We start from the raw sequence: 12,643 nt of genomic DNA, 5'->3' as shown, positions 1-12,643 counted from the left end.
TTGTAAATATTAAGTCTCATATAAAATAATACTATATATGTATAATAATGTAAACTATGTATATAATTAAAAATTTCCTCTTCATTATTTAATGATAGAAAAGAAGATAGAGTAATGAAACTAGGACTCAACACCAAAATCATTGCTTGATTAATTCAGGGCTTTCATGTAGACCCAATGATCACGTTTAAAACAGGCTGAATCGAATCAAATATTGACTGAAATATATTTGTAGGACTGTCCAGTACTGACTATGAGGTAAGGTCACAGATTACTAATTAATTTTATACACTATGGTAATCTGTACGACATAAATTTTATTAAAAAACCTACCATACTATTAAATATCACTCCACTCCGCCACCGGCCCTTGTAGAAAAATATGGTTCTGCGACAATATTCCTCCATCATCTCCAAGGTGTCGAAGTTGTAAATCTAAGAATGAGTGAGAAAACAGGCGAAAACATTACTTTTTAGTGGGAGAATGATATCGAGTGGATTGTTTTGTTAATTCACTTGCATTCTACCGAGATGCAGCAATTTGCCAGCATAGTCCGTCAAGGGGACTCCACCATTGCAGATCGGTGCGTATTATTGGTAGCTCATGAGCGTAAACTGCTTGAGCAGTACCAGGAGCTGCAAACCACCCTTGCTCTGCTAAGTGGGGGTAGTAAAAGCGTAGCTGACACTACTCGCAAACGTATGGGTATAAATGTAAAAAAAGTGACCCTCAATACTGAGAGTCACTTTTTTTACGCAGACATTGGTGTATCGTATCTGTAGGCTTTGTGTATCTTTTGTTATATTGCGTATCAATAAAATTTTGGATCTTCTTTATCTCTTTCCCGTCTTTACTTAATTGGGCGGATGGGGTAGTACCAGCGTAGCTGACACCACCCCAAAACCCATTTGTCAATAACCCCTTCTCAAGGTGGGGGCTATTTGACGAGAGTAGCCATATATCAACGTTCTGGCTTTACTCTATTTTTAAAACCATTTGATAATAAATTTTCAAATGAGCTTGTATCTAAATTTTTCATTTTTTGGAGGTTATCATTCCTACTCTTTGAAGATACTTTATCATTACTGATCTTCCACAAACCATCTTCATAGCTATAAGACCAGTATCTACCATCTGATGTTTTATTTAAAATTAAGATAACATCTTCGTTAGATTTAACAAAGTTTTCTTTATCAGTTGAACGATCCCCATGCTGTAAAAAAACGATGGTATCGTTAACTTTGATATCTCCAGCAATCACTTTACTAACCTTCACTTTTGAAGGTGTTACTGAGAATTTAAAATTTGTCCGAGGATCAAGGCCTGCATCTTGAATATAAGTGGGTAACTCTTCAACAACAGTGCCTCTTACTATTATTTTTGAAAAGCTCAACTCTTCTTCAAGTGAACGAACCCCCCCTCCTATTTCTCGACTAGAGTCTCTATCCAAAGCATGTCCTTGAATTAATTGACCTGTTCCTGCACCCAATACTATACTCAACGATACTGCTACAAGAGATATTAGGATTTTTTTTATATTCTTCATAGGTTTTCTCCTTTGTATTAAGGATGATACATGCTATTCACGTCAGCAATATCAGGGTTTGTTGGAGTATAGGAAAATCTGCTATCATTCCATGCGCCATTCTTCATTAATGAATCCTGACCAATCACTGAATTATGAGCAATTGAAAAAGCGTGACCAAGTTCATGTGCAACTAATGCCTGACGTTTATCACCGCTAAAGAGCCCAGGTGCTTGAGCAGTATTTATATAAATAGCTGCTGCTGTAATCGTGTCGCTTGCAGTACAAACGTTAGTCGAAGCATCATTTGAACACGGCTTACTACCAGCAATCTGCAGTGTCCAAGCTAATGTTGTTTGCGACCATCCATTATTAAGCCATGTTGAATAGTCTACCTCTCGTAGAATAACATCTGAGCTCCAATAACTTGCTGGTGTTAACAATACGTTGGCTCCAATATTTAACCACTTGTTTGCACCTGCTACAACCTCTGCACTGGAGTATGCACCTGAGTTTACATAATCGTAATTATACGCAAGATCGAGTTTTCCAGATGAGATCTTATAAGAAACCCATCGTTGAGGAAAAACCTGTGCAAATGCTACATAACTACTAAGCAAAAAAATTGATAAACATGCGAGCGACAAGATAATGGGGAACTTTTTTCTAAGCACTAATAACTACACCTACCTTCTTTAATAGTATTAACTTTCATATTATTACATATTTATCCATGTTGTACTATAGCTCTTTATGTTCTTATGTTTACTAAATTACCATTTATTAACATGATATATATGGTGATTTAGAACCATTTTAATCCATAAATCATTTGTAAATCCGCGCAGTTATTACTTTGTGGGTTGAACCTTTATTTAAACCAATCAGGATAATCCGCCTTCATTATGATACCATCCAGTGGAAATATCAATTGGATAAACTGACCTGTATCTGCTTCTAAGTAAACAGCAACACCATCAATGACAATTTCCCAGGTCCTGTTACCAGTGGCTTTATCCCAAAAACTATTTTTATTTAAGTATATAAGCTCGACTGGACTTTCCGTCTTGATATTAATTTTCTTTTTTTCATTTACTGTATTAAGATATCTTTTTGCTGAAGAAATTGCCTGTTCATTTGTAAGAATTGGCTTATTATATTCATAAGTAGACCAACAACCTAAAACCACTAATACAATCAACAAAATACCCACCACTTTTTTCATATCATTTTGCCTCCTTTTATTGTTAAAGCCAAACATTATGTTTTGGATCGTCGTGCATAGAACAAACTTACTCTGGCGCTTTGGAAAACGAAGTATAAAGCTATATTAACAGTGTTTTACATCCAATCATTACCTTTGACGGATTCTGATTAGAATATGTTACGATAAATCTTTTTTTTGATAAGGATCCTTTACATTTGCAGATGTCCATGTTTGCGGTCTGTGACACCTACGGCTGGTATTACCCCAAGTGATAAAATCGGATATTACCGTTCATGGGAAATGTCGCAGCATGAAAAGAAACCGATAACGGGCTGACCTCAACCACTCATTGTTACAAAGGAGACTTTTGGATGCAGCAGCTGTTATTAGGAAATACAGGGATACAAGTGAGCGCTCTCGGCTTGGGATGTTTGAATTTCGGATCTCGTAGAGATAAAGAAACGTCTTATCGACTGCTTGATCAATATGTAGATGCTGGCGGCAGCTTTCTGGACACGTCCAATAATTATGCATTTTGGAATGAAGGCTGCTCGGGCGGGGAAAGCGAGCTGCTGTTGGGTCAATGGTTGAAGGATCGGGGAAATCGGCAGCACATCGTTCTCGCAACCAAGGTAGGCGCCCAACCGACGATTCCAGGGGGCGGCTTTGAAAGTATGGAAGGCTTGTCTCGCAAGGCCATTGAACAAGCGATTGACGCAAGCCTGAGACGGCTCGGGACCGATTATGTGGATCTCTATTACGCTCACATCGATGATGTCAATACGCCGCTGGAGGAGACGATGGAGGCATTCGATAGGCTTGTCCGTGCGGGAAAGGTAAGAGCCTTAGGCTGCAGCAACCACCATACGTGGCGAGTAGAGAAGGCACGGAATATGAGCAAATCCCATCATTGGACACCGTACAGCTGCATACAGCAAAGATATACGTATCTTCGGCCAAAGCCTGGTGCGGATTTTGGTGTCCAAATCAGTGCAAATGATGAGCTATTGAACTATTGTCAACCCATGATGATTTCTCTCTTCTAGCCTATTCGCCTTTACTGAATGGTTCCTACACCCGCAGCGATACGCCGCTTCCAAAGCAATATGAGAGTGAGGATACTCAAGCAAGACTCCGCGTCCTGACAGAAGTAGCTCAGGAAACCGGTGGCACCTTAAATCAAATCGTCCTGGCTTGGCTCCTCCAGAGTACCCCAACTACCCTATCTATCATCGCAGCCAGTAAGCCGGAGCAGCTTCAGGAGAATCTCGATTCCCTCAACATCCGGCTGACTCAAGAGCAGCTGCATCGGCTGCATACAGCAGGTTAAGCACGACTCCGAACAATCCCTCTGTCCGATCGGCCGTCATATCGTGGCGGCCGTTCAGCATGATTGTCCCCTCTCAACGATGCATCGATAATTGTACAATTTCAACAAAATCCCATATCGCCGCTGAAGCACAGCAGCTCTCCTATCCTTGCCTGGTTGAAATCCGTTAAGTACTGTACATCCCCCATCGGCGGCGGTATACTGAAAGGTATGCCCCCAACAACCATACAGTGGGGCCCTTACCCGTCTGTGTATGGTCTTACGCTATCATTTCGTAAATACCTATAAGAATTAAGAGGACGCCACCGATCAGATCAGCATATTGGCTCACCCAGGTTTTGGAAGCCATCAAGCCGATCCGTGTGCCACAGCTAATAAACACAATTGAAAATACTCCAGCAGCCACTGTCGTCCATAGAGGGGAGACACCCGTCGCTCCAGCTCCAAATCCGGTCGCCATATTATTCAAGGCCAGAGCCAAGCCCAAGGTTAATGCTTCCTTCCACGAAATGACTTTATTCAGATCAACGTCAGCCGTTGCAGGATGATGGATAACATCTATCAGACTATGGCTGCCAGCAGCAGACGGTTGGGGAACTGGCGCACGCCGACGGCTGCTTACTATACCCCAAACCCCGATAAACAAGATCATGAGTGCACCCAGGAGGTTAGCTGCAAACCCGGACATGTAGGCTGTCACATATTCTCCCAGGGTTACAGATACATAGGTACCCAGCATCGTAATAACCGCTATAATCCCATTGGATAATGCCGGTATCCTCGTCGAACGAATGCCGAATGAGATGCCTATGCCAAGATTATCCAAGTTGGAAGCTAAAGCAATGAAGATAATAGAAATCCAGTGCATGTTGATGCCCCCATTTCATCCATATTGAATACCATCTCCTACCTTATGCCGCCCAGCCCAAATTGTGATTACTTGGGATCAATGCGCCCATAAATTGGCTTGTCAGCAGCATAAGGAAATAGCCATGCCTTTATTGGGCAAGGCTCGGGAGCTTGCAGGAACATGCACGACAACATCATGTTTGACGGAGTGATCAAATGAAAGAAAAATTAAAAAAGCTGGATCAGCCCATCTTATGGGTCTTATTCAGCTTCCTCATCATAAGCACGGCTGTCATATTGAGCGCCACCATGGGAACCAGCTACAGTGGATTGCATATTAACAATGCCGTTACCTTCGGTGTGCTTTTTATTGTGATGATCGGTGTGGCTCTGGTTGACTACAGAATCATTGTCAATCATCTTTCAATCATTATCTATGTCATTGGCATTATCCTGCTCTTGTTAGTTATGGCTAAAGGGATGGATATCAATGGGTCCAAACGTTGGTTGAACATCGGTTTTATGGCCTTTCAGCCTTCGGAAATCATGAAGATTTGCGTTATTGTCTTGCTCGCCAAGTGGATGAAAAAAAGAGATGGGCATTCCCTGCATTTTTTCAAGGATCTCCTTCCGATGGCGGCTATCGTATTTGTTCCTTTTTTCATTGTGCTTGAACAGCCCGACCTTGGCACCTCGATTGTATTTGTCGCTATATTTGTAGGCATGATCTGGATCGGCAATATTCGTCTGACTCACGTCATTATTGGCCTTGTTGCCATATGTGTTCTTGTCGCAGGAGTCACAACGCTCTACTTGTCCGAATCTCCGCTGTTTTCCAAAATAGTGAAGCCGCATCAAATGCAGCGGATTCAGACGTTCCTTGATCCCAAAAACGATCCTGACAACAGCTGGCACGTCGTAAACTCCATCAAGGCTATCTCTGCCGGACAGCTGACAGGAGATGGTTATCAAAAGGGGACGTTGGTGCACAGAGGATATATCCCTTATGATTACGCGGACTCGATCTTTGTTGTTATCGGTGAGGAATTTGGCTTTCTGGGTGCCTCTGCGCTGCTGCTGCTCTATTTTATCCTAATTTATAGGATGATCCGAATCGCGATCAATCGCTCAGAATTAGAAGGTACCTACGTCGTCATAGGTGTTATATCGATGTTTACGCTGCAAATTTTTGAAAATATTGCCATGCATATCGGGTTAATGCCCTTAACAGGCATTGCGCTGCCGTTTATCAGCTATGGGGGCAGCTCGCTTTTAACAAATATGATCTCGATGGGCCTGGTGTTAAGTGTTAAAATTCATCAGACTCCGGAAAGAATCTACTCAGACTGAGGAGTTCCATCCGCCGGCTCCAACACGCCAAGCTCCATACACATGGTGATCGATAAAGCTTTAATTCCCGATTTAAAACGAATGTGTACCCGATCCTCCTCGATGCTCGTAATTTCCCCATGACCGATAACCCGATGCTTTACAAATTGCCCTACGCCCAGGTCCGCCTTACGTTTGATCGCGTTGGGATTGTCGGGAATATCGGATTTGCGCTTGACCTGTTTCACAGATTTATCTTGGGGAGAGATCGGCTTGGGAGGACTCAGGATATGCTGAACGGCCGTCACAAATTGAGACCCGCTAACCTTCTCTCCATCACGCTCTTTGTAGGTAATCAGCTCCAGCTGCGATTTGGTTCGTGTCATGCCTACATAAAATAAGCGGACTGCCTCCTCCATAAGCGCCAAATCCCCCTTCGCCTGCTTCTCGATATCTTCAGAGGAGGGCAGAATTCCATCAATCAGGTCGATCATATATACCCGTTCAAACTCCAAGCCCTTGGAGCTGTGCAAGGTCGAGAACGTGACGACATTGTGCTCCCTTTGGAACTTGGACTGCTTCATGACGGATTCCAGATGCTTCAGACGCTGGGCAAAATCGGTCATCGTGTCCAAGGTGGTGGCGATCCCCTCCAGCGTGTTCAGAATCCCGATCACCGTATCCTTGCGGAATCCGAGCCGCTCACTCAGCTTCTCAATCGCTTTCTCATAGCCCAGTCTGGTGCGTATTACCTGGATCGCATTCAGCGGCGGCATATCCTTCATCTGAGCCAAGGTTTCCTTGCACTCCAGCAATATTTTTCGCTGATAATCCTGCAGCTCCACGTGATTCAGCAAATTATCAAAGACGGATTCGTTATTATTGATCTCCTTCAGTACGGACATTTGCTGCTTGGTAATGTACCCGCTGATTTTGGTATGAATAGCTTCCATAATATCGGCACGCTTGTCCGTAAAGGTCATCCGCATGAAATTCAAAATATCCTTCACAACCCAATGGGAGAAGAAACGCAGATCGTGATCCTTCATATAAAAAGGAATGCCCGCCCGCTCAAATTCATTAATCAATATGACCGATGAAGCGTTGTTGCGGTACAAAATGGCCACATCCCGCAGATTGTCGACCTCTTGAACCTGTTCAATCAGGTACTTCACCTGATATTGATAATCGGCAAAGCTCCTGATCAGAATCGGTTTGTGTGAAGGGTTGCTTGTAAACATATTTTTGTCGTACCGATTCTGATTTCGCTTAATGAATTGATTGGTCACACTGACTATATCTTGAGACGATCTGTAATTCTGCTCCATGAACAGCGTTACAGCCTTCGGGTAAGCTTCTTTAAAGTTAAGCAAATATGACGGCTCCGCACCACGCCAGCTGTATATCGATTGATCATCATCCGCGACTACACACAGATTGCCATGCTCACGCACCAGCTTTTCGATAATAGCATGCTGCACCATCGAGGTATCCTGACTTTCATCGGTCAATACATGGTCATACCTGTGCTGATATTTTTTCAGCAGCTCACGATCTCTCTCCATAATCTCATTGCATAGTGTCAGCATATCATCATAATCGACCAGCAGCTTGTCGGTGCCTGTTCGTTTAAACCGCTCGTATTCCCACAGGATCCGATCCGCTTTAGACACCTCGCATTTGACCAGCGGCCACGATTCTTCAGGAACCATTTTATTTTTGATGTAGCTTATGTAGGTGGTCAGCTCCTCCATTTGATCCTCGGTAATCGGTTCGTTATGGAGTCTGGTATACAGGTCCCGCAGGATCAGCTTTTTGTGCAGCGGCAGCCCATCCATCCTCGTTTTCCCCTGCTCCTCATGCTCCATATTTCCTTCAATCAAATGATAGGTTATTCTCGTTTTGCGAAAATGCTCACGAACGACCTCAAAGGCCAAACTATGAATGGTAGAGAAATCAACAGGCGGGAGCTCAGGGAAAAATCGTTTGAACCGTTCTTTCATATCCGCCGCTGAGGCCCGACTGAAGGTAACGGCCTTGATCCGTGACGGATGCACACGCTTTTCCTCTATCAAATAGCCGATTCTCATAATAATCGTAGTCGTCTTTCCCGATCCCGGCGACGCCAAAAGAAGCAGGGCACCCTCCGTCTGACGGACAGCCTGCTTCTGAATTTCACTGAGAGACACACCAATTTCCTTATGCTTGCGGACAAAAAAATCTTCCTGTTTCATCATGATCGTGATATTCCCTTTCAAAAGACCCCTTGCTGAACATGTACATCCCTTATATTTTCAGTGGTCATTATGCATTTTCTTATATGCCTGATTATAGCATTATCCTGAATCGAAATGATAAAGGTAAATGAAGCTTATTCAAAAACAACCTCTTGATCCAAAATAATCTCCTTAGCTGGATACTCCATGGGAGCTGCATATGGAATCAAGCCTAAGCTGCATTCATTGATATTATTAGGTAGCGGAGGTATGACCATAAAGCGTACCTGAGCTTGTCCCCCGCCGCCGTGGGAGCCGTTTCTACGCACATAGTATTCCTGATCCCCTTTTACTTCCAGCAGCAATTGCGGGCGAACATGACCTTTCCTTTCTTCACCTTGGACTTGCTCAATTTCCAGAAAGACAATACTTGCGTTCTTATGCTGCATGGCATGCGTCAAAGAATATTCAAAGCCATCGACAACCGTCTTTTTCATAATGGGCAATACATTCAGTAGTTCGCCTGGTTCATTCGGCATCTTGGGCTGGCTTCTCTCATTAAGACTGTGCATCAGCCAACTGATTGTGGGAATGTCCAGCTCATAGCTTGTCACCCATTCCTCCATAATTTCTTTTGTCGGAAAGTACCGTTTGCCGTTAGCAAGCAGCTTGCGTTCATTCAGAAGTCTCAGGATGGTTTCGTCAATGGATCTAAATTGATCATTATATTCATTCGGTATTAGCTGCATTTCACCCCAACCCATCTTCGTAGTCTCCTTTATTATAGAAATCCATTTTCCCTTAGGCTAGCTACGGATTGTGCCAAGGAATCACTCGTTTTCACTTCAATAACGACCGAACAATCATGCTTCCGTGCAAATTCCAATCTGTCATTTATAGGTACAATGCCCGTATATAAAGCTTGATGATCTGACTTGCCATTATAATCATGCAGGTGCATATGTTGAATGCGATTATTGTAATGAGCGAAAAACGATTCCTCTGCAAAGCCTGCTTTGGCATCATGACCAACATCCCAGGTCAAATAAAAGTTATCGAAAGCACTTAACTGATCAAGAGCTTTTCGAATAAAAGGAAGTTGAAAATTGCCTGTATTCTCAATACATAAGGCTACATCATAGATTGCAGCTATTTGATAAAGCTCTGCATACGAATCCTGAAGCAATTCTCTAAAATTCGATTCGTACTGCTCATTGATCCAGACTTTTGTCTGCGGCAGGGTAAAATAAATCCCATTATTCATATGCATGTTCAAGGTTTGGATGCCTGATAAATGAGCCCATTCCATCGCTTGTCTGCAGCGTTCCAAGTGCCCCTTCCTTATTGAAGGGTGATAGGAGGCTACATCCAATTCTTCGGGAAGATGTATCGTAAACTCCACGCCGTATTGCTCTTGATAGGTTCTTATTTCTGAACAGCTTAAATTTTCGGGTAAACAGATGGGCAGGTTCATATTTAATTCGATAAAATCCAAACCCAGTTTTTTGCACAACTGGACATTTTCAGCAACGGAAGTGTATTGTACCAATGTAGGCATTCCGAGCTTCATATGCATCCCTCCTCGATCAGGACTAACCCTATTATAACAGCTGCTGCCTTATCTTGTCCTTCAACTCAAATATAGCAAGAATTATCAAGAAGTAAACGCGAATACCGTCTAGAATGGAGACAAAGGGAGGCCACCCGATCGCATGAAGGAAGACTATCTGAAACAGATTCAAGCGACCATCGATTATGTAGAGACACATATAGCCGAGGAGCTGTCACTGGAGCGACTGGCGCAGGTTGCGAGGCTCTCCGATTATCATTTTCATCGCGTCTTCCTATCCATGGCGGAGGTTACGGTGATGGAATACGTGCGCACACGACGATTGGCGCTCTCTGCTTATCAGGTAGCCCACACAGATGCACGGATGCTGGACATTGCGCTGGAGAACGGATTCCACAATCATGAGACGTTTACCCGTGCCTTCAAGCGCATGTTCGAAATGACGCCGACCGATTACCGCAAAAAAGGGATTCAACCGCCGAAGTATTCAAAGCTGAACGTGCTTCAACGTAAGTACAATCCTTATTTAGGAGGCATTCGTATGGAATACCGCATCATCACCAAACCTGCTTTTAAAGTTGTAGGTTATGAGATTCGTACTTCAACCAATAATGGGGAGAACCTGCAGCAAATCCCGGCTTTTTGGCAGCAATATCTCAAGAACGGCTGGTCCAAATCCATTCCAAACCGCATCCATTCAGATAGCCCTGTCGAGCTTGGGATTTGCCACAGCTTCGATATGGATTCGGGAATCTTCACGTATTTGATCGGCATGGAGGCTGAACATTTCGAAGGGGTGCCCGAAGGCCTGGTATGCCGTGAGTTCATGTCCGCCGAATATGCCGTGTTTACAACACCGAAAGTTCCGCATGATCAGTTCTCCCCCTCCATTCAAAGCACATGGAAATCGATTTTCGCGGAATGGTTTCCACATTCCGGCTACGAGCACGCCGGGACACCGGAGTTCGAGCTTTACGATGAACGCTGTCATCCCGACAAGCCAGATGCACAGATGGACATCTACATTCCCATCAAACATAAAGATGCCTGATCAGACACAAAAGGGTGCCGCTTACTCAGCGCTGCATCCTTTTTGTTAGCAATCCACAAGAAACCCAAATCTATGTTTTATGATAAACTCTAGCTATAGGATGGATTACAATTAATCAGGTAAGAGAAGGAGCTTTCACAATGAAAAATGGAAAAATGAAAACGATTCTTTATTGGGTAACCACGATATTCGGTCCAGCAAGCTTCGTCATCGGCGGCTTCCTGTTCGTCACCCACGGCGAGCAGCAGGTGGCCGTATTGAATCAGCTTGGTTATCCCGTCTATGTAGCTACCATTCTGGGAGTCTGGAAGCTGCTGGGTGTTATTGCTATTGTGATCCCGCGCTTTCCGCGTTTGAAGGAATGGGCTTATGCAGGTTTTGTCTTCGAGCTCAGCGGCGCGGCTGCATCCCATGCATTGTCGGGTGACGGCCTTGCTCTTACCGCCCAACCGCTCGTCTTCCTGGCACTGGTCATTGCGTCGTGGGCACTGCGTCCGCCCAGCCGTAAGCTTGTCGCACAGTAAGACAGGATACCGACAAATTCATTTTAGGAAGAGACGGTTCCAACGATCAAGCTCCGCAGATCCCGCATCCGGTTAGGGGTATCCAGGGTGGAAGTGTTCATCATATCGCACAAGGCAACGAGGTCCTCAAGCCTCGCAAGCAGCCGCCAATTAGGCTCCAGAACCACGCCTTGCTCCTGATAGGCTCGAATAAAATGCTGTTCAAAGACTGAGCCCTCCTGTTCATACCTTAGCATGTTGGCAATATCCACGTACCGACTCCAGGCAAAGGCGAACTCCCAATCAAGAACGGCTGACACCGAGCATCCTGTTGGCCCATGCTGCATCAATATATTCAAGCCATTGAAATCCGAATGAACAAGGACAGGCCTTTCTTGGCTCTCCGTCAATAAAGGACCATAGGTTTGGCAGTAGGACCATACCGCTTCTCTAAGCTCATTGCCCAGCCATTGGCCGCATGGTTCATGAAAGAGGCACTGTTCGATGAATGAGAGAAACCGCTCGCCGTTCATGCTGAATGGCTGAGTTACCTTCAGGTCCTTGTCAAAAAAGCCCGATTCAGGAAACGTAAAGCTGTGGATGCTGGCAAGCGTGGTGCCGACTGAGGCTGCGGCCGATGTGAGTTCCTCGAGGGTTCCGTTTTTAAACACATCGCTTAACAAAAATCCCTCCTTCCACTCCTGGACAGCCCAAGGTTTATCGAACGCACTGCAGCTTGTATCCGCATAGAGGAAGTCAGCAACAGGTAAGGTTTGCCGTACAAGTTGTGCAATGGCCAGCTCTTTATCTGCAACCTCTTTTCCCCTGCTGAATATACGAACCAGGTACGAATCGACGCTATCCTCCAGCTGGATTTTGTAGTTGAAATTGCTGCAGCCGACTCCTATGCGTTCAGCGGAGGTGACCCGTTTGCCCCCAAAGGCAGGTCTGACGATTTCATTCATTTGCCTCAGGTCAAGAGAAAGGGGCGACACCGCTCTTTCCCAGCCTTCTTTCATAATCTCACCCGCTTCTTTCATGCTCCAACCACCTTCTCCCCCA

15 protein-coding genes are annotated in these 12,643 nt (G+C 44.5%); 6 read left to right on the top strand and 9 right to left on the bottom strand.

Annotation, left to right across the window (positions count from 1 at the left end; all coding sequences use genetic code 11):
• Positions 1-531 precede the first annotated feature (531 nt).
• Complete coding sequence (locus NST47_RS06895) at positions 532-783, top strand: hypothetical protein (RefSeq protein WP_341154461.1); 252 nt, start codon at positions 532-534, stop codon at positions 781-783.
• Here NST47_RS06895 and NST47_RS37130 read toward each other — a convergent pair.
• The 4 genes from NST47_RS37130 to NST47_RS06880 form a co-directional block, all read right to left on the bottom strand.
• Positions 731-916 (bottom strand): PCYCGC motif-containing (lipo)protein, encoded by a 186-nt coding sequence (locus NST47_RS37130; RefSeq protein WP_445667360.1) that lies wholly within the window; start codon positions 914-916, stop codon positions 731-733. The genes NST47_RS06895 and NST47_RS37130 overlap by 53 nt on opposite strands.
• 46 nt (positions 917-962) lie before the next feature.
• The gene (locus tag NST47_RS06890; protein ID WP_341154460.1) at positions 963-1,547 is read right to left on the bottom strand and encodes a hypothetical protein; all 585 of its coding nucleotides are present in this window, start codon (positions 1,545-1,547) and stop codon (positions 963-965) included.
• Positions 1,548-1,564: 17 nt separating this feature from the next.
• On the bottom strand, positions 1,565-2,200 hold the full coding sequence (locus NST47_RS06885; RefSeq protein ID WP_341154459.1) for a hypothetical protein: 636 nt from the start codon (positions 2,198-2,200) through the stop codon (positions 1,565-1,567).
• A gap of 197 nt (positions 2,201-2,397) precedes the next feature.
• A complete protein-coding gene (locus NST47_RS06880; protein WP_341154458.1) occupies positions 2,398-2,751 on the bottom strand; it encodes a hypothetical protein in 354 nt (117 codons plus the stop codon).
• Positions 2,752-3,104: 353 nt separating this feature from the next.
• Between NST47_RS06880 and NST47_RS06875 the strand changes: the two genes are divergently transcribed.
• Both NST47_RS06875 and NST47_RS06870 read left to right on the top strand, forming a co-directional pair.
• A complete protein-coding gene (locus tag NST47_RS06875) occupies positions 3,105-3,779 on the top strand; it encodes an aldo/keto reductase (protein ID WP_341154457.1) in 675 nt (224 codons plus the stop codon).
• On the top strand, positions 3,749-4,063 hold the full coding sequence (locus NST47_RS06870; RefSeq protein ID WP_341154456.1) for an aldo/keto reductase: 315 nt from the start codon (positions 3,749-3,751) through the stop codon (positions 4,061-4,063). The genes NST47_RS06875 and NST47_RS06870 overlap by 31 nt, the downstream gene beginning before the upstream one ends.
• 259 nt (positions 4,064-4,322) lie before the next feature.
• On the opposite strand, the gene ytaF is transcribed toward NST47_RS06870, so the two are convergent.
• Positions 4,323-4,931: a sporulation membrane protein YtaF gene (gene ytaF / locus NST47_RS06865; RefSeq protein ID WP_341154455.1), complete on the bottom strand. Its 609-nt coding sequence runs from the start codon at positions 4,929-4,931 to the stop codon at positions 4,323-4,325.
• A gap of 197 nt (positions 4,932-5,128) precedes the next feature.
• Between ytaF and NST47_RS06860 the strand changes: the two genes are divergently transcribed.
• Positions 5,129-6,262: an FtsW/RodA/SpoVE family cell cycle protein gene (locus NST47_RS06860; RefSeq protein WP_341154454.1), complete on the top strand. Its 1,134-nt coding sequence runs from the start codon at positions 5,129-5,131 to the stop codon at positions 6,260-6,262.
• Here NST47_RS06860 and NST47_RS06855 read toward each other — a convergent pair.
• From NST47_RS06855 to NST47_RS06845, 3 genes are all read right to left on the bottom strand, one after another.
• Positions 6,250-8,478: an ATP-dependent helicase gene (locus tag NST47_RS06855; protein WP_341154453.1), complete on the bottom strand. Its 2,229-nt coding sequence runs from the start codon at positions 8,476-8,478 to the stop codon at positions 6,250-6,252. The genes NST47_RS06860 and NST47_RS06855 overlap by 13 nt on opposite strands.
• A 134-nt stretch (positions 8,479-8,612) precedes the next feature.
• Complete coding sequence (locus tag NST47_RS06850) at positions 8,613-9,221, bottom strand: hypothetical protein (protein ID WP_341154452.1); 609 nt, start codon at positions 9,219-9,221, stop codon at positions 8,613-8,615.
• 17 nt (positions 9,222-9,238) lie between these two features.
• Positions 9,239-10,027, bottom strand: coding sequence for a sugar phosphate isomerase/epimerase family protein (locus NST47_RS06845; protein WP_341154451.1), 789 nt, complete (start codon positions 10,025-10,027; stop codon positions 9,239-9,241).
• Between the two features lie 142 nt (positions 10,028-10,169).
• Between NST47_RS06845 and NST47_RS06840 the strand changes: the two genes are divergently transcribed.
• Both NST47_RS06840 and NST47_RS06835 read left to right on the top strand, forming a co-directional pair.
• Positions 10,170-11,078 (top strand): AraC family transcriptional regulator, encoded by a 909-nt coding sequence (locus NST47_RS06840; protein ID WP_341154450.1) that lies wholly within the window; start codon positions 10,170-10,172, stop codon positions 11,076-11,078.
• 140 nt (positions 11,079-11,218) lie between these two features.
• Positions 11,219-11,602, top strand: a complete 384-nt coding sequence (locus NST47_RS06835; RefSeq protein ID WP_341154449.1) for a DoxX family protein — start codon at positions 11,219-11,221, stop codon at positions 11,600-11,602.
• A 23-nt stretch (positions 11,603-11,625) separates the two neighbouring features.
• Here NST47_RS06835 and NST47_RS06830 read toward each other — a convergent pair whose 3' ends face one another.
• Positions 11,626-12,621, bottom strand: coding sequence for a phosphotransferase family protein (locus NST47_RS06830; RefSeq protein WP_341154448.1), 996 nt, complete (start codon positions 12,619-12,621; stop codon positions 11,626-11,628).
• Between the last annotated feature and the right edge of the window lie 22 nt (positions 12,622-12,643).

The organism is Paenibacillus sp. FSL H8-0034 (assembly GCF_038000305.1).
In the GTDB taxonomy this organism is placed as follows: domain Bacteria; phylum Bacillota; class Bacilli; order Paenibacillales; family NBRC-103111; genus Paenibacillus_S.
The sequence above is the reverse complement of the archived record's forward strand: the minus strand, read 5'-3'. Positions and strand labels throughout refer to the sequence as shown.